The organism is Micromonospora haikouensis, assembly GCF_900091595.1.
GTDB classification, from domain to species: domain Bacteria; phylum Actinomycetota; class Actinomycetes; order Mycobacteriales; family Micromonosporaceae; genus Micromonospora; species Micromonospora haikouensis.
Genome location: NZ_FMCW01000035.1, coordinates 1 through 23,977 on the forward strand (window position 1 = coordinate 1; position 23,977 = coordinate 23,977).

Annotated in this window: 17 protein-coding genes; 10 read left to right on the top strand and 7 right to left on the bottom strand. The window is 72.2% G+C overall.

Annotated elements, in window-relative coordinates; translation table 11 throughout:
- Positions 1-1,684 (top strand): family 43 glycosylhydrolase (locus GA0070558_RS27825; RefSeq protein WP_141722346.1); only part of this gene is annotated, 1,684 nt, incomplete at its 5' end.
- A gap of 40 nt (positions 1,685-1,724) precedes the next feature.
- Complete coding sequence (locus GA0070558_RS27830) at positions 1,725-3,032, top strand: CE1 family esterase (protein ID WP_091285035.1); 1,308 nt, start codon at positions 1,725-1,727, stop codon at positions 3,030-3,032.
- 47 nt (positions 3,033-3,079) lie between these two features.
- Here GA0070558_RS27830 and GA0070558_RS27835 read toward each other — a convergent pair whose 3' ends face one another.
- The 4 genes from GA0070558_RS27835 to GA0070558_RS27850 all read right to left on the bottom strand — a co-directional run bounded on the left by GA0070558_RS27835 (position 3,080) and on the right by GA0070558_RS27850 (position 7,338).
- Positions 3,080-4,069, bottom strand: coding sequence for a LacI family DNA-binding transcriptional regulator (locus GA0070558_RS27835; protein ID WP_228986508.1), 990 nt, complete (start codon positions 4,067-4,069; stop codon positions 3,080-3,082).
- Between the two features lie 98 nt (positions 4,070-4,167).
- Positions 4,168-5,007 (bottom strand): carbohydrate ABC transporter permease, encoded by an 840-nt coding sequence (locus tag GA0070558_RS27840; protein ID WP_091285039.1) that lies wholly within the window; start codon positions 5,005-5,007, stop codon positions 4,168-4,170.
- Positions 5,004-5,996 (bottom strand): carbohydrate ABC transporter permease, encoded by a 993-nt coding sequence (locus tag GA0070558_RS27845; RefSeq protein ID WP_091285043.1) that lies wholly within the window; start codon positions 5,994-5,996, stop codon positions 5,004-5,006. Before GA0070558_RS27845 ends, GA0070558_RS27840 begins: the two co-directional genes overlap by 4 nt.
- 46 nt (positions 5,997-6,042) lie before the next feature.
- On the bottom strand, positions 6,043-7,338 hold the full coding sequence (locus GA0070558_RS27850) for an extracellular solute-binding protein (protein WP_091285047.1): 1,296 nt from the start codon (positions 7,336-7,338) through the stop codon (positions 6,043-6,045).
- 246 nt (positions 7,339-7,584) lie between these two features.
- On the opposite strand from GA0070558_RS27850, the gene GA0070558_RS27855 reads away from it, so the two are divergent.
- On the top strand, positions 7,585-9,210 hold the full coding sequence (locus GA0070558_RS27855) for a glycoside hydrolase family 43 protein (RefSeq protein WP_091285053.1): 1,626 nt from the start codon (positions 7,585-7,587) through the stop codon (positions 9,208-9,210).
- 7 nt (positions 9,211-9,217) lie between these two features.
- Positions 9,218-9,856, top strand: coding sequence for a polysaccharide deacetylase family protein (locus GA0070558_RS27860; protein ID WP_091285056.1), 639 nt, complete (start codon positions 9,218-9,220; stop codon positions 9,854-9,856).
- 28 nt (positions 9,857-9,884) lie between these two features.
- Here the strand turns inward: GA0070558_RS27860 and GA0070558_RS27865 are convergent, their stop codons facing one another.
- A complete protein-coding gene (locus GA0070558_RS27865) occupies positions 9,885-10,307 on the bottom strand; it encodes a DUF5709 domain-containing protein (protein WP_091285059.1) in 423 nt (140 codons plus the stop codon).
- A gap of 254 nt (positions 10,308-10,561) precedes the next feature.
- The gene (locus GA0070558_RS27870; protein ID WP_218107117.1) at positions 10,562-11,998 is read right to left on the bottom strand and encodes a glycoside hydrolase family 62 protein; all 1,437 of its coding nucleotides are present in this window, start codon (positions 11,996-11,998) and stop codon (positions 10,562-10,564) included.
- A gap of 597 nt (positions 11,999-12,595) precedes the next feature.
- Here GA0070558_RS27870 and GA0070558_RS27875 point away from each other — a divergent pair.
- Positions 12,596-13,648, top strand: coding sequence for a S1 family peptidase (locus GA0070558_RS27875; RefSeq protein WP_091285064.1), 1,053 nt, complete (start codon positions 12,596-12,598; stop codon positions 13,646-13,648).
- A gap of 985 nt (positions 13,649-14,633) precedes the next feature.
- Positions 14,634-15,851, top strand: coding sequence for a hypothetical protein (locus GA0070558_RS33625; RefSeq protein ID WP_176734404.1), 1,218 nt, complete (start codon positions 14,634-14,636; stop codon positions 15,849-15,851).
- 252 nt (positions 15,852-16,103) lie between these two features.
- On the opposite strand, the gene GA0070558_RS27885 is transcribed toward GA0070558_RS33625, so the two are convergent.
- Positions 16,104-17,165: an ornithine cyclodeaminase family protein gene (locus tag GA0070558_RS27885; RefSeq protein WP_256092161.1), complete on the bottom strand. Its 1,062-nt coding sequence runs from the start codon at positions 17,163-17,165 to the stop codon at positions 16,104-16,106.
- Positions 17,166-17,711: 546 nt separating this feature from the next.
- Between GA0070558_RS27885 and GA0070558_RS27890 the strand changes: the two genes are divergently transcribed.
- The 4 genes from GA0070558_RS27890 to GA0070558_RS34905 all read left to right on the top strand — a co-directional run bounded on the left by GA0070558_RS27890 (position 17,712) and on the right by GA0070558_RS34905 (position 23,922).
- Entirely contained in the window at positions 17,712-19,106 is a 1,395-nt protein-coding gene (locus GA0070558_RS27890; RefSeq protein WP_256092163.1) for a cellulase family glycosylhydrolase, read from the top strand.
- A 329-nt stretch (positions 19,107-19,435) separates the two neighbouring features.
- The gene (locus tag GA0070558_RS27895) at positions 19,436-20,821 is read left to right on the top strand and encodes a nucleotide sugar dehydrogenase (RefSeq protein ID WP_091285077.1); all 1,386 of its coding nucleotides are present in this window, start codon (positions 19,436-19,438) and stop codon (positions 20,819-20,821) included.
- A 1-nt stretch (position 20,822) separates the two neighbouring features.
- Positions 20,823-22,277: a glycosyltransferase family 2 protein gene (locus GA0070558_RS27900; protein ID WP_091285080.1), complete on the top strand. Its 1,455-nt coding sequence runs from the start codon at positions 20,823-20,825 to the stop codon at positions 22,275-22,277.
- Positions 22,278-22,389: 112 nt separating this feature from the next.
- Positions 22,390-23,922: a polysaccharide deacetylase family protein gene (locus tag GA0070558_RS34905; RefSeq protein ID WP_091285084.1), complete on the top strand. Its 1,533-nt coding sequence runs from the start codon at positions 22,390-22,392 to the stop codon at positions 23,920-23,922.
- Positions 23,923-23,977 lie beyond the last annotated feature (55 nt).

Here is a 23,977-nt window from a genome sequence, read left to right on the forward strand (position 1 = left end):
CCCGGCCCACGCGGACAACCCGATCGTGCAGACGATCTATACGGCGGATCCTGCGCCGTTGGTGCACAACGGTCGGGTGTATCTGTACACCGGGCATGACGAGGACGGGTCGACGTACTTCACGATGAAGGACTGGCGGGTGTTCTCGTCGGCTGACATGGTGAACTGGACTGATCATGGTTCGCCGATGAGTCTGGCGACGTTCGCGTGGGCGGAGTCGGATGCGTGGGCGGGTCATGTGGCGGCGCGTAACGGGAAGTTCTACTGGTATGTGCCGGTGAAGCAGCGTGGTGGCGGGATGGTGATCGGTGTCGGGGTGGCCGACAGTCCGACGGGGCCGTTCCGTGACGCGATCGGTCGTCCGTTGCTGGGTAATGGTGAGATCGATCCGAACGTGATGATCGACGACGACGGGCAGGCGTACCTGTACTGGGGTAACCCGAACCTGTGGTACGTGAAGTTGAACCAGGACATGATCTCCTACTCGGGGAGCCCGACGAAGATCCCGTTGACCACGGCCGGGTTCGGCACGCGTAACGGCAACGCGAGTCGTCCGACGTTGTATGAGGAGGCGCCGTGGGTGTACAAGCGCAACGGTGTCTACTACAACATCTTCGCGGCGGAGTGTTGTGGTGAGTTCATCGCGTATTCGACGGCGCCGGGTCCGACGGGGCCGTGGACGTACCGGGGGACGGTGATGCCGCGGCAGGGCAGTAGTTTCACCAATCATCCGGGGATCGTGGACTTCAACGGTGGGTCGTATTTCTTCTATCACAATGGTGCGTTGCCGGGTGGTGGTGGTTTCACCAGGTCGGTGGCGGTGGAGAAGTTCTCCTACAACGGTGACGGCACGATCCCGAGCATGAACATGACCACGACGGGGGCCCCGCAGGTGGGCACGCTGAACCCGTACGTGCGGCAGGAGGCCGAGACCATCGCCTGGTCCGTCGGCGTCGAGACGGAGCCGGCCAGCGAGGGCGGCATGAACGCCGGCTTCCTCAGCAACGGTGACTACATCAAGGTCAAGGGCGTCGCGTTCGGGGCGGGCGCGTCGTCGTTCAGCGCGCGGGTGGCCTCGGCCGGCAGCGGCGGCACGATCGAGGTGCGGCTGGGCAGCCCCACGGGCACCCGGGTCGGCGCGTGCACGGTGCCCGTCACCGGCGGCTGGCAGACCTGGCAGACGGTGTCCTGCCCGGTGACCGGCGCGACCGGCACCCAGGACCTCTACCTCCGCTTCACCGGCGGCAGCGGCAACCTGTTCAACCTCAACTGGTGGCAGTTCGGCACCGGCAGCAACCCGACGCCGACGCCCACCACCCCGGCTCCCACCACGCCGGCCCCCACCACGCCCGCCCCCACCGCCACGCCGCCGGCCGGGCAGTCGTGCGGCGTCACCTACACGCAGGTCGGGTCCTGGTCCGGCGGCTACGAGGGCAGGCTGACCATCACCAACACCGGGGGCGCCGCCATCAGCGGCTGGCGGGTGACGTTCTCGCTGCCCAGCGGGCAGTCCCTGTCCCAGGGCTGGAACGCGACCTTCGGCCAGCAGGGCAGCCAGGTCACCGTGACCAACGCCGCCTACAACGGACAGTTGGCCACCGGCGGCTCGACCACGGCCGGCTTCATCGCCTCCAGCACCGGCACCCCGCAGGCGCCCACCAGCCTCACCTGCACGTCCTCCTGACCCCCGGCCACACCTCCACCACCGACAGAGGAGTCAACAGATGACCCGACACAGATCCTGGTTCGCGCCCGTCGCAGGCGCCGCGCTGCTCGCGCTGGCCCTGGTCGGCTCGACGCTCAGCGGCGGCCTCGGCGCCACGGCGTCGGCCGCCGAGATCGGCGCCGCCGCGGCGACCGCCGGGTGCGGCAAGGCCCCGACGCTGCGCAGCGGCACCCAGACGATCACCAGCAACGGCAAGAACCGCAGCTTCATCCTGCGCATCCCGGACAACTACAACAACAACAACCCGTACCGCCTGATCTTCGGGTTCCACTGGGTGGGCGGCACCGCCGTCGACGTGGACACCGGCCAGACCGTGCAGCGCGACGTCTGGTCCTACTACGGGCTCAAGCAGCTGGCGAACAACAGCGCCATCTTCGTCGCCCCGCAGGGCATCAACAACGGCTGGGGCAACGCCGGCGGCGAGGACGTCACCTTCGTCGACGACATCATCCGCCGGATCGAGGCCGATCTGTGCGTCGACACGGCGCAGCGCTTCTCGGTGGGCTTCAGCTACGGCGGCGCCATGACGTACGCCCTCGCGTGCGCCCGGCCGAACGTCTTCCGGGCGGTGGCGGTCTACTCCGCCGGGGCGATCAGCGGGTGCAGCGGCGGCACGTCGCCGATCGCGTACCTCGGGGTGCACGGCATCCGGGACGGGGTGTTCCCCATCTCCACCGGGCGGTCGCTGCGCGACCGGTTCGTCCGCAACAACGGCTGCACCGCCCAGAACCCGGCCGAGCCCACCCAGGGCAGCCTGCGGCACATCACCACGAACTACTCGGGGTGCCAGGCCGGCTACCCGGTCACCTGGATCGCGTTCGACGAGGGGCACATCGCCGCCCCGCAGGACGGCGCGACCGGTGACAGCGGCTCGCGCACCTGGCTGCCGGGCGAGACCTGGCGGTTCTTCACCCAGTTCGGCGGCACCACGCCGACCCCGAACCCGACCACGCCGACCCCCGGGCCGACCACCCCGCCGCCGGGCAACGCGGCCTGCCGCGTCACCGCGACCGTCAACGCCTGGAGCAACGGCCTGACCGAGGACCTCACCGTCACCAACACCGGCAGCAGCACCATCAACGGCTGGTCCCTGGTCTTCACGCTGCCCGGCGGCCAGAGCATCACCGGCGGCTGGAACGCCACCTACTCCCCCACCTCCGGGCAGGTGACCGCCAGGAACGTCTCCTACAACGGCACCATCGCCCCCAACGCCTCGGTGAGCATCGGCTTCCAGGCCAACCACACCGGCAACACCGCCAAGCCCAGTTCCTTCACCCTCAACGGCGCGACCTGCACGATCGCCTGACCGTCGGCGACGGTGACCGGGGGTGGGCCGACCAGGCCCGCCCCCGGTCAGCGCGTACGGGACGGGGGCGCGGTGCTGTCGCGGACGACGAGTTCGGTGGCGAGCTCGATCCGCGGGCTCTCGATCTTCTCGCCCCGGGCGAGCCGCAGCACGGTACGCGCCGCCAGCATGCCCATCTCCACGAGCGGCTGCCGGACGGTGGTCAGCGGCGGGGAGCACCACCGCACCTCGGGCAGGTCGTCGAAGCCGACCACGCTGACGTCGTCGGGCACCCGCAGGCCGCGCTTGCGGACCGCCTCGTAGACGCCGAGCGCCATCTGGTCGCTGGAGGCGAAGATCGCGGTCGGCGGGTCGGGCAGGGCCAGCAGCTGGGTGCCGGCGGCGTAGCCCGACTCGTGGTAGAAGTTGCCCGGCCGGATGAGGGCGTCGTCGACGGCGACGCCGGCGGCGTCGAGCGCCGCCCGGTAGCCGTCCAGCCGGGCCCGGCTGCACATCAGCTGCGGCGGCCCGGCGATGAAGCCGACCCGACGGTGACCCAGGCCGAGCAGGTACTGGTTGGCCTCCAGGCTGCCCGCCCAGTTGGTGGCGCCGATGGTGGGCGCCTCCTGCGGGGCCACGCCGGCCGGGTCGACGATGACCACCGGCAGGTTGAGCCGGCGCAGCTCGGCCTGCAACGGCGGCGCCACCATCGAGGTCACGAAGATGACCCCCTCCGTGGACCGGCCACGCATGTTGTCGAGCCACTGCTTGGCCGAGGAGGTGCGCTGGTGGATGGCCGAGACGACGGTGCCCGCGCCGCTGCTGTGCGCGACGTCCTCCACCCCCCGGATGATCTCCACGGCCCAGGGGCTGTCCAGGTCGTTGAAGACCAGGTCGATCAGGGCCGAGCTGGTACGCCTGCTCGGCAGCCGGCGACGGTAGCCGTGCCGGGTCAGCAGCTCCTCGACGCGTTCCCGGGTCTGGGGGGCGACGTCGGAGCGGCCGTTGATGACCCGGGAGACCGTGGGCACGGAAACGCCGGCCAGACGCGCGATCATCGCGATGGTGACGTTTCGGCTGCTGTCGGAACCCACGGCCCACCCTTTCGTCTCACCTGGTGCCTACGGTCGCAGAAGGCTATCGCAGCGGTCGCCGGTCACCCCTTGACACTGCCCGAGAGGCCGCTGATGAGCTGGCGTTCGGCCACGGCGTAGAAGCCGAGCGCCGGCACCATGGACAGCACCACGTAGGCGAGCACCCTTGCGGTGTCGTCGGAGTACTGCCCCTGGAACGCCTGGACCCCGACGGGCAGGGTCCACCAGCTCTGGTCGGTGAACACGACCAGCGGGAGCATGAAGTTGTTCCAGCTGGTCACGAGGGCCAGCACGGAGACGGTGGCCAGCGCGGGGCGGGCCATCGGCAGCAGGATCCGCCAGAAGAACCCGAACGGGCTGCACCCGTCGAGGATCGCCGCCTCCTCGACCTCGCCGGGGATGGTGCGGAAGAACTGCCGCAGGATGATGACGGTGATCGGCAGGCCGAACGCGGCCTGGGGCAGGATCACCCCGAGCGGGTTGTCCAGCAGGCCCAGGCCACGCAGCAGCACGAACAGCGGCAGGATGGCCACCGCGAACGGGAACATCAGCCCCACGCCGAAGAGGGTGAACAGCAGCTCCCGCCCCCGGAACGCGAAGCGCGCGAAGACGAACGCGGCCATCGCCGCCGAGGCGACCATGATGAACGTGCCGGTCACCGCGATGAGGACGCTGTTGCCCAACTGCCGCCAGAACACCTCGGAGGCGAGGATGTCGGTGTAGTTGCTCGGCGCCCACGGGTCGGGCAGGCCGAGGGGATTGGTGGACAGCTGCCCGTTGTCCTTGAACCCGCCGAGCACCCCGAACAGGACCGGCACGACGATGACCGCGCCGACGGCGATGCAGACGAGGTGCAACACGAGGCGGCGGGCCCGCAGGGCGGGGTTCGCCGTGCTGGTCATCGGTTGTCTCCCTGGTTGGTGATCGCGCCCTCGGTGTCGCGGCGCAGCACGACACGCTGGTAGACGAGGGCGAACACGAAGCTCAGCAGGAACATGATGATGCTGATCGCGCTGGCGTAGCCGACCTCGAAGCGGCGGAAGCCGTACTGGAACATCGTCACGGCCATGGTCTCGGAGGCGTGGATGGGGCCGCCGCCGGTGAGCACCCAGACCATGTCGAACAGCTGGATGGTGCCGATGACCGACAGGAAGACGCTGATCCGGATCGTCGGCCCGAGCAGGGGCAGGGTGACGTGCCGGAAGGCCTGCCAGGGGCCGGCGCCGTCGGTGGTGGCCGCCTCGTTCAGCTCCTTGGGGATGCCCTGCCGGGCGGCCAGGAAGAGCATCATGTAGAGCCCGAAGTACTTCCAGGACACGATCATGAAGACGGCGTACAGCACGGTGTCCGGGTCGGCGAAGATCGTGCCGGCGTCGGAGCCCAACCACCGCGCGATCGAGTCGCCCAGCCCCCGGTTCGGCGAGAACACCAGGTTGAACAGGACGGCGGTGGTGACCTCGGAGAGCACGTACGGGGCGAAGAAGATCAGCCGGTAGATGCTGCGGCCCCGCAGGGGCTGGTTGAGCAGCATGGCCAGGCCCAGCGCGGCGGGCAGCTGGACGGTCAGCGACAGCACGATCAGCACGAGGGCGTGCCACAGGTCGCCGCGGAACGTCGGGTCGCCGAAGGCGCGCGTGTAGTTGTCCAGCCCGACGAAGTTCTCCGGCAGGCCGAAGCCGTTCCACTTGTAGAGGCTGGCGTAGCTGGCCACCACGATGGGGGCGATGACCAGCAGCAGGAACAGCGCCAGGGCCGGGGTCAGGAAGGCGGCGAGGACGCGGCGGCGGCCCGGCCGGGGCCGGGCGCCGCGCCGTCGCGCGGTGCCCGGCCCCGGCGGGTCGGTCGCCGGGCCGCCGCGCCTGGTGTCCGGCACGGTCGATGGCCTGGTCATACGTGTTCCACTCGATTCTCTCAGCGGGCCACGGGGCGGGCCACGGCTACTGGCTCTTCGCGACCGCGGTGATGTCCTTGAGGATCTGCGCGGACGTCTTGTTGCCGGCGATCAGTTCGGCGACGCTGTCGTTGACCTGCTGGCCGACGGCGGGCGGGTACGCCTGGTCGAGGTAGAGCTGGAAGCCGGTCGCGCTGGCCAGGGCCTGCGCGACGGTCTTGTTGTTGGGGTCGGAGATCGCGTCGGTCGCCTCCTTGACCGTCGGCAGCACCGCGCCGGTCTTGGCGGACTTGCGCTGGCTGTCGACGCTGAGCAGGGCCTTGAGGAAGTCGAGGGTCGCCGCGGGGGCGTCCTTGCCGACGGCGAAGCCGTTGCCGCCGCCGAACACCTCCGTGGCGGAGCCCTTGCCGCCGTCGACGGCCGGGAACGGGAAGAAGCCGAGCTTGTCGCCGATGCCCTGCTTGCTGGTGGAGCTGGACGCCTGCACGGACGGGGCCCACTGCCCCATCAGCTCCAGGGCGGCGCCGCCGTTGCCCATGGTGGCGGCCTGGCCGTCCGGGGAGCCGTACTCGGCGCCGAGGAAGCCCTTCTGGAACGGCTGCAGGTCGACCAGTTCCTTGAGCCGGTCGCCGGCGGCCACGAAGTCGGGGGTGTCGAAGTTCTTGTCCTTGGCGGCCTGCTGGAGGGCGCCGAGCCCACCGATGCGCATGGACAGGTAGGCCCAGTAGAAGTGGGCGGGCCACTTTTCCTTGCCGGCCAGCGCGATCGGGACGATGCCGGCGGCCTTGAGCTTGCGGACCGTGTCGAGCAGCGCGGCCCAGGTGGTCGGCGGCTCGGTGATCTGGGCCTTGGCGAAGAGGTCCTTGTTGTACCAGAAGCCGACCATGCCGATGTCGAACGGCACACCGTAGATCTTGCCGTCGATGGTGTAGGGCTCCAGGGACAGGGGCAGCAGGCTCCCGATCCACGGCTGCACGTCGTCGGTGATGTCCTTGACCAGGCCGGCCTCCGCCTGCTGCCGGAGCACCCCGCCGCCCCACGACTGGAAGAGGTCGGGTGGGGACCCGGCCTGGGTGGCGGTGGTCAGCTTGGCCTTGAACGCCTCGTTCTCCAGCGGCTGAATCTCGATCTTGACGTTCGAGTGCGCGGTCTTGTACTCCTCGGCCGCCGCCGCCCACACCGGCAGCATCGGCTCGGTGTTCTGGATGTGCCACCAGTCGATGGTCTGCGGGGCGTTCGGGTCGCCGGATTCGTCGTCGCCGCTACAGCCGCTGAGCAGGTAGGCGCCGGCGCCGGCGCCGACGAGGCCGAGCAGCGTTCTGCGGGAGAGGTGCGCTGACATGGTCCATCCCTTCGGGGACTCACGAGGTGCTCGGATGCTGATCGAGCCGGCAGGACTCGACGTTATCTTCGGAAGTTCCAATGCTTCGCCGGTATTACCGATCGATGGCGGGCACGCTACGACGAAGCGTAAGTCCGGGTCAAGGGGTCTGTCCTAAGGCGACTTCAACGGCTACCGTGGTCGGCACCTACCGATAATCCGGGCCGAGCGTCCGGAAGTTCCGAAAGCCGCACCAGAGGAGCCGACGTGTCGACCGAGACCGCTGACGTGGCGACCGCTGCCCGGTCGATCCGCAACCCCGTCCTTCCCGGGTTCCACCCGGACCCGTCGATCCTGCGGGTCGGCGACGACTACTACCTGGCCACCTCCACGTTCGAGTGGTACCCGGGGGTTCGCGTGCACCACTCCCGCGACCTCGTGCACTGGCGCCCGCTCGGCGGGATCGTCACCGAGCGCCGCCTGCTCGACCTGCGCGGCTGCGGCGACTCCAACGGGGTGTGGGCACCGGACCTGACCTGGCACGACGGGCAGTTCTTCCTCGTCTACAGCGACGTGGCCAGCTTCGCCAGCGGCTACTGGGACCCGCAGAACTACCTCATCACCGCGCCCGACATCGCCGGCCCCTGGTCGGATCCGGTGCAGCTGCACGGGCGCGGCTTCGACGCGTCGCTGTTCCACGACGACGACGGCAGCACCTGGATGCTGAGCATGCGCGCGGACTGGCGACCCGGGCGCGACCGCTTCGCGGGCATCGAGATCCAGCGCTACGACCGCGCCCGGCGCCGCCTCGTGGGCCGCCCCCAACTGCTGTTCACCGGCACGTCGGTCGGGCTCACCGAGGGCCCGCACATCTACCGTCACGACGGCTGGTACTGGCTGGTCACCGCCGAGGGGGGCACCAGCTGGGAACACCAGGTCACGGTGGCCCGCTCCCGCGAGCTGCTCGGGCCGTACGAGGTGGACCCGGCGGGACCGCTGCTGACCTCGGTGGGCCGGCCCGACCTGTCGCTGCAGAAGGCCGGGCACGGCAGCCTGGTGCACACCCAGCACGGCGACTGGTACCTGGCGCACCTCGTCGGCCGCCCCTACACCCCGCTGGGCAACTGCGTGCTGGGGCGGGAGACCGCCATCCAGCGGGTCGACTGGCCCGCCGGTGGCTGGCCGAGCGTCCCCGGCGGCGTGCCGGCGGACGAGGTCGCGGGGCCCGGCCTGCCCCTGCACCCGTGGCCCGACGAGCCCGTCACCGACCACTTCGACGCCGGCGAGCTGGGCGCGTCCTGGTCGACGCTGCGCCGGCCCGCCACCGACGACTGGGTCGACCTGCGCAGCCGCCCCTCCCACCTGCGTGTCCACGGGGGACAGTCGCCGGTGGGCAAGCAGGCGCCCAGCCTGGTCGCGCGGCGCGTCGGCGCCACGCACTGCTCCCTGGAGACCGTCGTCGAGTTCGACCCGGTCGACCACTACCAGCTCGCCGGGGTGACCGCCTACTACAACACCCTCAACTGGCACCACCTCTACCTCACCCGGGCCGACGACGGCCGACGGGTGCTGGAGCTGCTCAGCTCCGACAGCGGGCGACGCACCGCGTACCCCGAACTCACCGTCGACGCGCCCGGCACCGGCCCGGTGGGCCTGCGGGCCGAGTTCGACGGGCCCGTGGTGCGCTTCTGGTACGACCTCGGCGCCGGGTGGCGGCGGATCCCGGTGGAGCTGGACGCGACGATCCTGTCGGACGAGCACGCCGCACTGATCATCGACGGCGAGCCGGCGGCGTGGGGCTTCACCGGGGCCCTGCTCGGGCTGTGGGTGCAGGACCTCGGCGGCGACGGCGCCCACGCGGACTTCGACCTGGCCACCTACCGGGAACACTGACGGTCCGATGCGACCTGTCCCCGCGCCCCGCCCCGGGGTGAGCGCCGATATCGTCGACACCACCCGGGGTGGGGGGCGGGTGCTCGGCCTCACCTTCGACGACGGGCCGAACCCCGCCGACACGCCGCGCCTGCTCGACGTGCTGCGCCGGCACGGCATCACGGCAGTGTTCTGCCTGTGGGGCGAGCACGTCGACGCCCACCCCGACGTGGTACGCCGGATCGTGGCCGACGGGCACACGCTGGGCAACCACAGCATGCGCCACGAGGACATGAGCTCCTGGTCCGCCGAGCGGATCGAGGCGGACCTGCGGGAGGCCGACGCGGCCATCCGCCGTGCCGTGCCGGGGGCGCGGATCCCGTACTTCCGCGCCCCCTACGGCGCCTGGGGCCGGACGCCCGCCGTGGCCGCCGCCATGGGCATGCGGCCGCTGGGCTGGCAGTTGGCGCTCGGCGACTGGGACCCGCCGGGCACCGACGAGCTGGTCCGCCGCCTGCGCGACGGGATCACCCCGGGGGCCGTGGTGCTGCTGCACGACGGGGGCGGCGACCGCAGCCAGACCGTCGACGCGGTCGAACGCGTCGTGCCCGTGCTGGCGGCGGAGGGCTGGCGGTTCGCCCTGCCGCGGCGGCCGGACTGGCCCTGACGAGGGGCCGGGCGGGCGCGCCGGCCGGTCAGTAGTCCCGGTCGGACACGACGTGCATCGCGGCCTCCTCGGCGGAGGCCGCCGCGCCGTCGACGCCGATGTCGGTGGCGTACAGGTCGAGGCTGTCGGAGTCGTCGCCGCCGTAGGCCGAGACGAGCCGCCCGGCCCGCCGGTCGCCCACCTCGTCGTCGATCAGCTCGCCGTCGGTGTCGCTCGCGTCGCCGAGGCCGTCGCCGGCCCAGTCGTCGCCCTCCGGCAGCTCGCGCCGGAGCCGGCCGGCGAGGCTCTCCCCCTGCTCCTGTTCGCGGGCCGTGGTGCCCCAGTCGTCGACCGCCCACGGCCGCTCCGCGGGCGACCAGCCCTCGTCGAGGACGTCGGCCACCCCCCGGTCGTCCAGGCTGTCCTCCGGCTGCAGCACCCCGGACTCGTCCGGGCCGTCGTAGTCACTCATGGTTTCCTCCCACCGGCGTGCCTGCTCCCGCGGGGCGGGCCGGGGCCCGGTGCACCGTGGGTCCCCTGGACGGTACAACCCCCCGGCGCACACCACGGGGCCGGTGCGGAGCTCGCCCCCTCCGCACCGGCCCCACCGGCTCGGCCGGCCGGCGCGTCCGCGCCCGCCTGTGGCCGGTGCCCTGCCGGTGGTGATCCCGGTGCCGGTCGTGGGTCCGACCGGCACCGCAGCGTCGCCCCCGCCGACGTACGCCGTCAGCAGGTGGAGTTGGTCTGGGTGATCAGGCCCAGCCGCCAGGGCAGGCTGTTGTAGTCGCCACCGGCGTTCGGGTTCAGCCCCTGGTAGAGGAAGCGCAGGTTGCAGGGGCTGATCGGCAGGGTCTGGTCGTTGCCGCTGCGGATCAGCTCACCGTGGCTGATGTCCCGCGACCAGGCCGTGCCGCTGAAGGTCACGTTGTTGTGGCGGGCGAACGGGTTGTTCTCCTCGGCGGCCAGGGCCTGCCACGGCCCGGCGATGCTGGTGGAGGTCCACGAGCGGAACCAGCGCCGCCCGTCGCCGCCGATCGCCTCGATCAGCAGCAGGTACCGGTCGCCGACCCGGTAGACGTTGGACGCCTCGAACAGCCGGTTCTTGTTCGCGTCCTGCATCGCGATCACCGGCTGGCTCATCCCGTTGGGGAAGTTCGCCACGCTCGTCTGCGAGCGGTAGAGGTGGCCGTTGTCGTCGGAGGAGAACAGGTGACAGTTGGCGCTGTCGCAGATGACCCACATGTCGACCCAGTAGCCGTCGCCGATGTTGTCGCGGATGATCTGCGGCATGCCGCTGTAGAAGTGCTTCGGCGCGGTCCACCCGTTCGGGTTGCTGATGTCCGGGTTCGTCGAGTACGACGCGTTGCCGGTCTGGTAGACCAGGTACCACAGCCGCTGCGGCGCGAAGTAGAACACCTGCGGGGCCGCCCGGTAGCCGGTCCCGATGGGCGACTGGTCGAGGTAGTGGAACGTCGCCGAGCCCGCCTGCGACCAGTCGGTGAAGTTGAAGTAGACCAGGTTGTAGCCCGCCGTCTGCGCCGTACTGGCGAACACGTGGTACTTGCCGTCGTGGTAGACCACGGACGGGTCCTTGATCCCCGCGATGCCCCGCCCGTCGTTCTTCGGGCCGACCAGCGCGCCGCTGGAGGACCACGTGAAGCTGGTCGGCAGCGTCTGCGTGGGCGTCGTCGGCGGCGGGGTGGTGGGCGGGGGCGTGCTCGTCGGGGGCGGGGTGGTCGTGGGCGGGTTCGTGACGCCGCCCGTGCAGGCGGTGCCGTTGAGGGTGAAGCTCGTCGGGGCGGGGTTGCTGCCGGCCCAGGAACCGTTGAAGCCGAACGACACGCTGGCGTTGGTGCCGATGGTCGCGTTGTAGCCGACGTTGCGGGCCACCACCTGGGCGCCGCTCTGCGTCACCGTCGCGTTCCACGCCTGGGTCACCTGCTGCCCAGCCCCGTACGACCAGGTCAGCGACCAGCCGTTGACCGGGTCACCGAGGTTCGTGACCGTCACGTTCGCGCCGAAGCCGCCCGTCCACTGCGACGACACGGCGTAGCTGACCGAACAGCCGGCGGCCGCCGCCCGCGCGGGCAGCACGGCGGCGGTGCCGGAGGCGGCGAGCCCGGCGGCGGCCAGGACCAGCCCGGCTCGGACCCTCGCAGACATTCGCACTGGCATTCCCAATCTGTGATGGTGTGGCAGACGAGGACACGAGTCGACGGTCGCGCCCGGGCACCCCGGGACAGGGGCGGGCGGCGCGCGGTGCACATCGACTGGGGGGTGCCCGGCGGCCCTTGCCGGGGCACAGGGGCGGACGGACCGCCAGTGGCTCCCGCGCGGACGAGCGTGCCCTTCGCTCCCGTAGCGGAGGGTATCTTGTGACCGCTCACACTCACAAGGCATCGACGCGTGGCGATCCTGCCGGGAGGGCCGCCGGCGGCACACGGGCGGCGCGCAGCGCCACTTTTCGATCCCGTCCCGCCATCCGGTCACACGGCAACTAAACAAGCCGCCCGGGGCTCGCGACCGCCGCCGGACAGCCAGCAAAAACTCGCTAAACCGGCGCTAACCATCAGAGTCGCCACTCGTCGGACTGTCGGGACCCAAGGTGTGAGATGCGGCCGAGTCCGGCCAACCACCACTCTTGCAATGATTGTTAAACCTATAAATACTTCGACGCCTCCGATCGGGGGGCCTCAACAGCCGATCGGCTGCCCGGGGCAGCCCGAAAGGCTGCCCGTGCTCAGCTCCAGGAGGTACCACATGCGACTCTCCGGGTCCCCGCTGCGCCGCGCCACCGCCGCATCGGTAGCCGGCGCGCTGGTCGTCGGCGCGCTGACCGGCGCCCCCGCCCAGGCCGCACCCGCGACGCCCGCCTCCCCAGACCAGGTCACCGCGCTCGCCGCCGCACTCGGCGACCGCTCCGCCGGGGCGTACGCCCGCCCCGACGGCACCATGGTCGTCACCGTGACCGACGACGCCGCCGCCCGGAAGGTCCGCGCGGCCGGCGCGACCCCGAAGCTCGTCACCCGCGGCGCCGACGACCTCGCCCGCGCCACCGCCGCCCTCGACAGCTCCGCGCGGATCCCCGGCACCGCGTGGTGGACCGACCCGGCCACCAACCAGGTCGTCGTCTCCGTCGACAGCACCGTCACCGGCGCGAAGCTCCAGCGCGTCGAGGCCGTTGCCGGCCGCCTCGGCGGCAGCGTCCGCATCGAGCGGGAAGCCGGGACGCTCAGCATCCGGGCCGCCGGCGGCGAGGCGATCTGGGCCGAGGGCGGCGGGCGCTGCTCGCTCGGCTTCAACGTCCGCAGCGGCGACACCTACTACTTCCTCACCGCCGGACACTGCACCGACATCGCCGCCAACTGGTACGCCGACTCCGGGCAGAGCAGCCTGCTCGGCTCCGGCGGCACGGGCAGCTTCCCCGGCGACGACTACGGCATCGTCGCGCACAGCGACGCGGCGGCAGCCGACGGCAGTGTCTCCCGCTACGACGGCACCACCCAGGACATCACCGCGGCCGCCGACGCCTTCGTCGGGCAGAGCGTGCAGCGCTCCGGCAGCACCACCGGCCTGCACGACGGCACGGTCGAGGCGGTCGACGCCACGGTGAACTACGTCGAGGGCTCCGTCACCGGGCTGATCCGCACCACCGTCTGCGCCGAGCCGGGCGACAGCGGCGGCGCGCTGTTCAGCGGGAGCACCGCCCTGGGCCTCACCTCGGGCGGCAACGGCAACTGCTCCTCCGGCGGCACCACCTACTTCCAGCCGGTGACCGAGGCGCTGAGCGTCTACGGGGTCGAGATCGTCTGAGCAACGGGCGGGGCGGGGCGCCGGCTGCGCGGCGGCCCGCCCCCGCCCGTCCGCCCCGCCGGGGCCGCGACGGCAGCCCTCTGGACCACCCACCAGGCATGTCGGCGCACGCCTCCACCGCGCCGGGACGCCTGGTGCACGCCTTTCCACCCCGCCTGTCCCCGCACCTTTCGTCGCCGTCACACGACCGGCGCCGGCCCGCGTGATTCCCCGGGCCACGGGCGCGCCGGCATCGACGGGGGCCCGGCAGCCGGGGCGGCTTTCCGGCATTGCCGCCCCGCGATGCGCGACATGCCCGACCACCGTGTCGAGGACCTGGGAATACGACGCGACAGGTCGAATCGCCCTTCGCGAGAGCACGGGTCTCCCGCGTCGACCACGCGGGAGGGCACCATGCCGAGAACAGCGTCGGCGGCCCCTGCCACGGGCGCAATCCGCAGGCCGCGGGACAGCAGTTCCCGTACCATCCGGACGGCCCGCCGTGGGATGCGGATCGCCTTGCGCCGCAACAGGATCCGGCACCGGCGGGGCGACGACGGCCACCCGGCCGACAGCCGGCTCGAATTCACCGGCGTGCGCCCTTTCCGTTGAATGAGGCGGATTTCGGCGTATTGAGTGGAACGAACAATCCGCCCTCCGGGCGACCTCTATCAGTGAAGGCACCGGATCAACCTGGCCCGAACGGCGGAAATTGTCCACCGCTGATCCGGGTGTAACCTTGTTGCAATATGAGTGTGGTCAAGTCGATCACATGACGATACCCGTTCCGGGAAAAGCGATTCGGAGTGCGGGCCGGGCACTCCTTTGGACGTCCGGGCTGATTGCACTGGCCCTTCCTCTGACAGCGGCACCTGTCGACGCTCAGGGCCCGGCCGCCACCACCATCGTGATGCCCGAGTGCGCGTGGGCGTCGAAATACGGGGTTACGGGGCTGAATGCCTACTGGCCCGACAGCGCCGCCACCTACTGGTCGACCGTCTACCCCGTGACGGAAGACCTGGAGATCACCATCTCCGGGGTCTACCCGGACGCCCGCTACGCGTCCTTCACCGTCTACGACGACAAGCCCACCTGGTTCAGTCGTAACGGCGCCAACTCCAGCCTGCCCGACCATCTCATCGCCCCGGACCCGGGCAGCGCCAACCCGTGGCAGGGCGTGCGGAGGCCGGGCGGCCGGTTCACCCTCACGCTCAGCCCGGACGTGGCCCCCGGGCAGCCCAACCGGTTGCCGCTGTCCCGGGAGGACGCCCTCCCCGGGGCGAAGGCCTCCGTGATCTACCGGGTCTACCTGCCCACCGGCGGCGACTCGACGGTGGTGCTGCCGACGGTGACCCTGACCCAGGGAGGCGTGTCGAAGACGCTGCCCACCTGCCCGCCCACCCCGCCGCCGACCCCCACCCCGACCCCGACCCCGCCACCGCCACCGCCCTCTCCGCCGACCAGCCCGTCGCCCACGCCCCCGGCCACCACGCCGCCCGCCACCACGCCCGCCGCGCCGGCCGCCGTCCCGGCGGAGGATGTGGCGGCGGCCCCCGACTCGACCGACCGGGCGGGCGGCGACGACCCCGAGGGCCCCGGCGAGGCGGATCGCCCCAGCCCTCCCCCGATCACCGGCGACAAGCTCTTCACCCGCACCTCCGAGGTGGAGAACCTCGCGCCGAACCCGGACAACGCCTACCTCGGCGCCTGGCTCCTCCCACCGGGGCCGGACCACGTCGTGGTGATCCGGGGCCGGGCAGCGCAGGCCGTCTCCGGCAGCCACCCGGTCTCCTGGCCCCGCCGGCGCGCCGAGGTCCGCTACTGGTCGATGTGCACCAACCTCGGCGGCCAGTACAAGCCCGTCGTGATCAACCGGTTCGCCGACGGGTCGACGAGCTACGGCTGCCGCTACAACGACGAGACCCGGCTCGACCGGCACGGGAACTACGCCTTCGTCCTCGGCACGGAGGGACAGCGGGCGGCCATCGAGGACGTCAGGAACACCACCTTCGTGCCCTTCTCCGTCTCGTACCCGACGGTCCCGCACATGGTCCTGCTCCGGCACCTGCTTCCGGTGGCGGACTTCCCGTACGCCGTGCAGAACGTGCCGATGAACAGCTCGGCGGAGACCGCCGCGGCGATCATGGGGGCGTACTACCCGCTGGTGACCGTCTGCTCGTTGGCCACGCTCACCACCGAGGGGCCCCACGGCTGCTCCGCCTGAGCGGCGCGGCGCACCCTCCGCGAGCGGGGCGATGATCGGGCTACGGCCCGACCGCCCGCCGCCCGGCCCGCTGGTCCCGCGGGCCGGGCGGACGGCCGGAACCTGCCACGGCAGGTCGACACGTCGCCGGTTCAGGCGTTCACCCCTCGGCCACATTCGGCGCGCGAGGCGGTGACAGTGCGACGCCCGACAGCCGCATGCGCCTGAGGCGAGCCGGGTCGAGCGTGCCCGCCGTGACGACCTGCCTGCCGGTCAGCGCACCGACCGCGCCACGGGCACGGCCGCCGCGCCGACGGCGTACGGGTTCAGCACGTCGGTCGGCTCGTCGGAGAAGTCGACCTCCGTGCCCACCCCGAGCTGCGCGGCCCACTCGACGAAGAGGTCCAGGGCGACGTGGTCCTCGAGTGCGATGCCGGTCGAGTCGAAGATCGTCTGGCCGTGCCGGGCGTCCGCCACGATGCCCGGGTCGGCGCAGATCTCGCTGAGCGAGGGGCCGAGGCGTCGCGGATCGAGGACCTGGCTCTCGCCCTCCCGTGCCGCCTGCTCCGGGTGGTCGGGACAGACGAGTGCCCGGTCCACCAACGTCCGGGGCAGCTCGACCTTGCCGACGATGTCGGAGCCGACCGCATTGACGTGCAGGTGCTCCCGCAGTGCGGCATCCGGGAAGACGGGCCCCGCGCCGATGCCCACCGACGTCGCCGTCACCAGGATGTCGGCGGACCTCGCCACCTCGTCGGGGCTGGCCGCCGTCACCGCCAGCCCGGTGAAGCCGGCCCTGCGGCCGAAGGACGCCAGGTGGGCGGGGTCGACATCCCAGGCCAGCACCGTGTCGATCGGGAAGACGAGGCTCAGGGCGTGCAGTTGGGTGACCGCCTGGGCGCCACAGCCGATCAGCCCGACCGTCCGGCTGTCGGGGTGGGCCAGCGCCCGGCTGGCCAGCGCCGACGCGGCACCGGTGCGCAGGGCGGTGAGCGCCGCGCCGTCGGCCACCACCGTCGTACGCCCGGTCCGGTCGTCGAAGCGCGCCACGCAGGCGGTGATCGTCGGCAGGCCGTGGTCGTCGACGTTCGACGGGGTGTACGAGACGACCTTGATGGTGGTGCTGTCGTTCCGCTCCCGGTGCGGCATCCACTCGATCACCCCCGGGGCGGGTCCCTCCCGCTCGAACGCCCCCCGGGCGGGCGACAACTCGGCCACACCCTTATGCACCTCGACGAATTTGTCGCCTAGGCGCGAGATCAGCTCCGTCAGCAATGCGTCGACGCCGACCTCGTCCATTATTCGACCAATGTGCCGCTGGGTCAGAATGAGCATCTCGCTGGAACCCTTGTCTGTAGAGCCATGGCTTCGCCGTCGGGAACGCGTTCTTTGCGGAGACGCCAAAAGGCCGGATCGGGCCGGAACGCCACAACCCAACAGGTCGATCGAAGCCAATCACCAACCATCGGCACGCGACAACACCGAATAGTAGTTGACCCCACACCGGACGGCAACGGCCGACGCTCCCGTCACGGCCAGGGCACCCCGTTTCACCTCGATTCACATCGTTTTCTCATCCAAGATTCACCTCATTCTCACTGCGAATCAAAAGCACACCGGCGCGAATCACCACACATCGACGCAGGCCACTTCAGCTCTCACCGGGCGGCGCCGGGGCGCCCCGCCGGCAACCCCCGCCGACAGCCCTCGCGGGCGGCGGCACGGAGCCGCCGGGAGGCCGACGCCGGACAGGAAGGGACGAGACGCCACCCGGATCGACGAGCGCCGTTGCCATAACACTTAACTTTCTTTATAGTGCGATGACGTGGATCACCTTCCCAGTCCCCGGAGGCACCCGTGCGACCTCGCGGCAGAACACTCCTGGCCGCCGGCCTCGCCGCGGCCCTCGCGCTGGCCCCGCTCGCCCTGACCGGCACCGCCGGTGCGGCGGCGGCGCCGACCGCGAGCTTCACCAAGGTGAACGACTGGGGCTCCGGGTGGGAGGGCAGCTACCGGATCACCAACTCCGGCAGCACCACCATCAGCTCCTGGCGGCTGGAGTTCGACCTGCCCGCCGGCACCACCGTCGGCTCGTACTGGGACGCGCTGCTGACCAGCAGCGGCCAGCACCACACCTTCACCAACCGGTCCTGGAACGGCACGGTCGCCCCGGGCGCCTCGGTGACCTTCGGCTTCGTCGCCAGCGGCACCGGCGCCCCGACCGGCTGCACCCTCAACGGCCAGCCCTGCACCGGCGGCACCACCCCGCCGCCGACCACCACGCCACCGGCCACCGTCCCGCCCACCACCGCGCCGCCCACGACGACGCCACCGCCGACCGGCCTCTCGCCGGTCGCCGCCAACGGCCAGCTCCGCGTCTGCGGCCGCCAGCTCTGCAACCGCGACGGCCGGGCGATCCAGTTGCGCGGCATGAGCACGCACGGCATCCAGTGGTACGCGAACTGCGCCACCCCGGCCTCACTGGACGTGCTCGCCCGCGAGTGGAACGCCGACGTGCTGCGCATCTCGATGTACGTCCAGGAGGACGGGTACGAGACCGACCCACGCCGCTTCACCGACCTGGTGCACAACTACATCGAGCTGGCCACCGCCCGGGGCATGTACGCCATCGTCGACTGGCACATGCTCAGCCCCGGCGACCCGAACGTCAACCTGACCCGGGCACGCACCTTCTTCGCCGAGATCGCCGACCGGCACAAGGACAAGGTCAACGTGCTCTACGAGATCGCCAACGAGCCCAACGGCGTGCCGTGGAGCGCCATCAAGAGCTACGCCGAGCAGGTCGTCCCGGTCATCCGCAGCCGCGACCCGGAGGCCGTGGTGCTGGTCGGCACCCCCGACTGGTCGTCCCTCGGCGTCTCCGGCAGCGGCGGCGGGGTGGACACGATCGCGGCAAACCCGGTCGCCGGCGGCAACCTCATGTACGTCTTCCACTTCTACGCCGCCTCGCACGGCGACGCGTACTACGACACCTTCGCCCGCGCCGCCGACCGGTTGCCGCTGTTCGTCACCGAGTTCGGCACCCAGGACTACTCCGGCGACGGCCCGAACGACTTCGCCATGACCCAGCGCTACCTCGACCTGATGGCCAGCAAGAAGATCAGCTGGACGAACTGGAACTTCTCCGACGACTTCCGCTCCGGCGCGGTCTTCACCACCGGCACCTGCGGCAGCGGCCAGTTCGGCGGCACGGCCCGCCTCAAGCCGGCCGGCACCTGGATCCGCGACCGCATCCGCACCCCCGACACCTTCTGACACCCCACCCACCCCACCCAGCCCCGGTGATCAAGGGGCTGGGGTGGGGCGGGGCGGAGGCAATCGGGGTGGTTACTGCTAGTGATGCTTCTTACTTTGGGTGGGGCGGTGGGGATGGTGGGGAATGCGTGCCTGGTGGGGCTGACGGGGGTGGCGGTTTGCGTCTCCCGCGGGACTTCTGGGCGGTTGTGAACAGGGAAAACTGACCGATCGGACAGGGGGTGGCCGCAGATTTGGGTCGCCGGTCGGCTGTTCGTGGGAGCGCCTTCGGGGCGGTGGGCTCGGCACTCTTGAGTCGTTCCCGTTCACCGTGCGTAAGGGCCCCGACCATGTCGCAGCTCCTGCCCGCCGCCGACCGGCCCCTCCCGCCGGCCGTCGCCCCGGTCACCCCGCCCATCCCGGCCGCCCCGTCGTCGCCGGCCGTCGACCCGGCCGTCGCCGCTCCCGTCGCCCCCGGGGCCCGTACCGCCGTGGTCGGCCTCGGCTACGTCGGCCTGCCGACCAGCCTGGCCCTGGTCGGCAGCGGCGCGCGGGTGATCGGCGTCGACATCGACCCGGCCCGGCTCGACGACATCCGCGCCGACCGCGCCGACCTGCTCGACGTCGACCGCGAGCGGCTCCGCGACACGTTGCGGGCGACCGCCCCGGCCCTGCGGCTCACCACGTCGATCGCCGAGATCGCCGACGCCGACACGGTGCTGATCTGCGTGCCCACGCCGGTGGACCGCCACCTCGACCCGGACCTCACCGCGCTGCGGGCCGCCTGCGCCGCGGTGGTCGCCCACGCCCGCGCCGGCCAGACCATCGTGCTCACCTCGACCAGCTACGTCGGCACCACCCGCGACCTGCTGGTCGAGCCGCTGGCCGCCCGGGGCCTGCGGGTCGGCCAGGAGGTGTGGGTGGCGTTCGCACCGGAACGGGTCGACCCCGGCAACGACGGGCACCGCCAGGAGCTGACCCCCCGGGTCGTCGGCGGGGTCACCCCGGACTGCACCGCGCGGGCCGCCGCGGCGCTGTCCCGGATCACCCCCCGGGTGCACCGCCTCGGCTCGCCCGAGGCCGCCGAGATGACCAAGCTGCTGGAGAACACGTTCCGGGCCGTCAACATCGCCCTGGCCAACGAGTTCGCCGACGTCTGCCGGGACCTGCACCTGGACGTCACCGAGGTGATCGACGGGGCGGCCACCAAGCCGTACGGGTTCATGGCCTTCCAGCCCGGCCCGGGGGTGGGCGGGCACTGCATCCCCTGCGACCCGCACTACCTGCTGTGGCAGCTGCGCGGGCAGCGCCGCGAGGCGCCGCTGATCGAGACCGCGATGCGCGGCATCTCCGCCCGTCCCCGCCGCGTCGTCGAGCGGGTCCGGGACCTGCTCGCCGGGTCCGGTCGTACGCTGCTCGGGGCCCGCGTCCTGCTGGTCGGGGTGACCTACAAGCCCGGCGTCGCGGACGTCCGCGAGTCGCCGGCGCTGGAGATCATCGGCGAGCTGGTCCGGGCCGGCGCGGACGTCGGCTTCGTCGACGACCTCGTCGCGTCGGTGCGCACCCCCGACGGCGCGACCCTGCACCGGCTGACCGACCACACCGAGCGGGAGTGGGACCTGGTGGTCGTGCACACCGCCCAGTCCGACCTGGACGAGGCGTGGCTGCGCGGCCAGCCGATGGTGCTCGACGCCACCTACCGGATGACCGGGCTGCCGCGCCGCGAGGTCGTCTGACATGCCGGTGCGCCACGAGGTCCGGCGCGAGGCGGCGCAGACGCCGGTGCCGCACGAGGTCCGGGGCGCGTCGGTCGAGGCGCCGGTGCTCCACCCGGTGCGGCGCGGCGTGCGTCGGCTGCTCGCCGCGCTCTGCCTGCTCCCGCTGATCGCCCTGCTGGCCCGGCAGCTGCCCCAGTTGCCGTACGCGCCGCTGGCGGCGTACTACGGCTTCGCCGTGCTCACCGCCACCGTCGCCGTGTTCTACCTGGCCTACGCCCGCTACGAGGACCCCAGCGAGGCCCCGCCGCGCCCCCGGCACGCGGCCATGTTCCCGTCGCTGCCCCCGGCCCCCCGGGTCAGCCTGCTGGTGGCCGTCAAGGACGAGGTCGACGGGATCGAGGCGTGCGTACGGTCGATGACCGGCAGCGACCACCGGCCGTTGCAGGTGATCGTGGTCGACGACGGCTCCACCGACGGCACCGCCGAGGTGCTGGACCGGCTCGCCGCCGAACTCCCCGTCACCGTGCTGCACCTGCCCCGCAACGTCGGCAAGAAGCGGGCCCTGGTGCACGGCGCCCGGCACGCCACCGGCGACGTGCTCGCCTTCACCGACTCCGACTGCGTCCTCGCCCCGGACGCGCTGCGCCGCTGCGTCGAGGCCCTGCTGCGCCAGCCGGACCTGGGCGCGGTCAGCGGGCACGCCCGCGCGCTCAACCCCGACGAGTCGCTGCTCACCCGGGTGCAGGACGTCTGGTACGAGGGCCAGTTCCGGGTGGCCAAGGCCGCCGAGGCGTCGTTCGGGGCGGTGACCTGCGTCTCCGGCCCGCTGGCGGTGTTCCGGCGGGAGGCCGTGATCAACTACCTGCCGGCCTGGGCGGCGGACCGGTTCCTCGGCGGCGAGTTCCGCTTCGCCACCGACCGGCAGCTCACCGGCTACGTCCTCGGGCAGCGCTGGATCGGCGTACGCCTCAAGCGGCGCTTCGCCGACTCGCCGTTCGTCCGCGACGAGGACCACCCGCCCCGGGCCTGGCGGGTCGGGTACGTCCGCTCCGCGCGGGTGTGGACGACGGTGCCGGCGCGACCGCGCCCGTTCCTGCGCCAGCAGACCCGCTGGAAGAAGAGCTACGTGCGCAACCTCTTCTTCACCGGCACGTTCATGTGGCGGCGCGGACCCGGCCCGGCGGCGCTCTACTACGGGCACGCGCTGTGGGTCGCGGTCGCCCCGGTGATGGCCTTCGCCCACCTGGTGTGGGCCCCGCTGCGCGGCTGGTGGGCGGTGCCGCTGCTCTACCTGTGCGGGGTGCTGCTCAAGGGCACCTTCTGGGGGCTGGCCTACCGGCTGGACAACCCGGGCGACCCGCGCTGGGCGTACCGGCCGCTGATGAGCGTGCTCTCCGCCACGGTGCTGTCCTGGCTGCTGCCCTACTCGGTGGGCACGATCCGGCGCGGCGTCTGGTCGCGGAGCGCGGTGTGAACGCGGGCCGGCGGCTGCTCGCCAGGCTGGCCCGGGTGGCGCTCACCCTCGCCGGGACCGTGGCGCTGGTGGCGCTCTACGTCGTGGTGTTCACCCGTGGGGAGGTGCTGCGGTGACGCGCTGGTGGCCGCGCCCGCTGGGGGCGCTGCTCTCGCTGGTCACCCTGCTGGTGGTGGCGACGCCGTTCGGGGTCTCCTGGTATCTGGCCGACCTGCGGCGGCACGTCGGCGCGCAGCGGGACACCGCCGTGACCCGGCTCGACCCGGCCGACCTGCGCCGGTTCACAGAGCTGGCCGGTCGGCTGCCGCAGCGGGCCGCGCCGGTGGTGGTGGCCTACCACGACATCCGGCCGCACGGCGACGACCCGGCCGCGACCGAGCCGGGCGGCCGGGAGCACTACGTGGTCAGCCCGGAGGAGTTCGACGCGCAGCTCACCGCCCTGCAGGCGGCCGGCTACCGGTCGATCTCCTCGGCGCAGTACGTCGACTACCTGCGCGGCGGCGCGGTGCCGGAGCGCTCGGTCTACCTGACGTTCGACGACGGCACCCGGGGCCTGTGGGCGTACGCCGACCGGATCCTCGCCCGGCACGACATGGTGGCCGCCTCCTACCTGATCACCGGGCAGGTGGGCGAGCACCGGCCGTACTACCTGAGCTGGGCGGAGATCGCCCGGATGGCGCGCTCGGGCCGGTGGGACTTCCAGGCGCACACCCACGACCTGCACACCCGGGTGCAGACCGGGCCGGGCACGCAGGGCTCGCCGCTGACCCACCGGCGGTGGGATCCGGCCGCGGAGGCGCAGGAGAGCCTGGCCGCCTACCGGCAGCGGCTCACCGCCGACCTCGACGCGATGCTCGCCGCGTTCACCGCCCACGACCTGCCCCGGCCGCAGCTGTTCGCGTACCCGTTCTCCGAGGTCGGCGACGCCGTGACCGACCCGGCGGCGGCCGAGTTCAGCCGCGAGCTGGTCGCCGGGCGGTTCGCCGGCGCGCTGACCAACAAGTCGCGGGGGCCCGAGCCGAGCAGCCGCCGGTCCGCGGCCGGCGGCCAGGTCGAGCGGGCCGAGGTGTACGCCACGACGAGCGCCGCCGAGCTGGTCAGCGCGGTGGTCGAGCGGACGGCCGTGCCCCCGCGGGTGAGCGCCCCGTTCACGAACCCCTGGGACTGGCGCGACCAGCAGGGCGAGCCGATGACGGACCTGTCGTCGTTGACCGCCGGCCGGTTCACCGCCGCCAGCCCGCGCCGCGCCTACGGCACGCTGCTCGCCTACGCCAGCGCGGACTGGACCGACTACACGGTCGACGCGGCGCTGCGCGGCCTGCGGGCCGACGGCGGCACCGTCACCCTGACGGTCCGGGTGGACAGCGACGACCCGGTCTCGGTGCGCGTCGGGCACGGCCGGGTGGCGCTGCTGCGCGGCGACCGGGTGGTCGCCGAGGCGGCCCTGGACCCGGCCGCCACCCACCGGGTGACGGTGACGGTGCGCGACGGCGAGACCGTCGCCCGGGTCGACGGCGGCCCCGCCCTGCGGGTGGGGACGCCGGCCGGGCCGCGGTCCACCGGCGGGCTCGCCGTGGCGATCGACGACGACGCGGGTGTCGCCCATCCGTCGGTCGCCGCCCTCGACGTGCGCGCCGCGGACTGACGGCCGCGACGGCTGGGCCGGGCGACCGCCCCGGCCCGGCCCCGTCGCAGGGACC

Bases quoted from the DNA above. Each gene is read 5' to 3' on its own strand.
- GA0070558_RS27850 (WP_091285047.1), bottom strand. From the start codon at position 7,338: ATGTCAGCGCACCTCTCCCGCAGAACGCTGCTCGGCCTCGTCGGCGCC.
- GA0070558_RS27830 (WP_091285035.1), top strand. From the start codon at position 1,725: ATGACCCGACACAGATCCTGGTTCGCGCCCGTCGCAGGCGCCGCGCTG.
- GA0070558_RS27840 (WP_091285039.1), bottom strand. From the start codon at position 5,007: ATGACCAGCACGGCGAACCCCGCCCTGCGGGCCCGCCGCCTCGTGTTG.
- GA0070558_RS27865 (WP_091285059.1), bottom strand. From the start codon at position 10,307: ATGAGTGACTACGACGGCCCGGACGAGTCCGGGGTGCTGCAGCCGGAG.
- GA0070558_RS27835 (WP_228986508.1), bottom strand. From the start codon at position 4,069: ATGATCGCGCGTCTGGCCGGCGTTTCCGTGCCCACGGTCTCCCGGGTC.
- GA0070558_RS27895 (WP_091285077.1), top strand. From the start codon at position 19,436: ATGTCGCAGCTCCTGCCCGCCGCCGACCGGCCCCTCCCGCCGGCCGTC.
- GA0070558_RS27870 (WP_218107117.1), bottom strand. From the start codon at position 11,998: ATGTCTGCGAGGGTCCGAGCCGGGCTGGTCCTGGCCGCCGCCGGGCTC.
- GA0070558_RS27860 (WP_091285056.1), top strand. From the start codon at position 9,218: ATGCGACCTGTCCCCGCGCCCCGCCCCGGGGTGAGCGCCGATATCGTC.
- GA0070558_RS27875 (WP_091285064.1), top strand. From the start codon at position 12,596: ATGCGACTCTCCGGGTCCCCGCTGCGCCGCGCCACCGCCGCATCGGTA.
- GA0070558_RS27885 (WP_256092161.1), bottom strand. From the start codon at position 17,165: ATGCTCATTCTGACCCAGCGGCACATTGGTCGAATAATGGACGAGGTC.
- GA0070558_RS27845 (WP_091285043.1), bottom strand. From the start codon at position 5,996: ATGACCAGGCCATCGACCGTGCCGGACACCAGGCGCGGCGGCCCGGCG.
- GA0070558_RS27900 (WP_091285080.1), top strand. From the start codon at position 20,823: ATGCCGGTGCGCCACGAGGTCCGGCGCGAGGCGGCGCAGACGCCGGTG.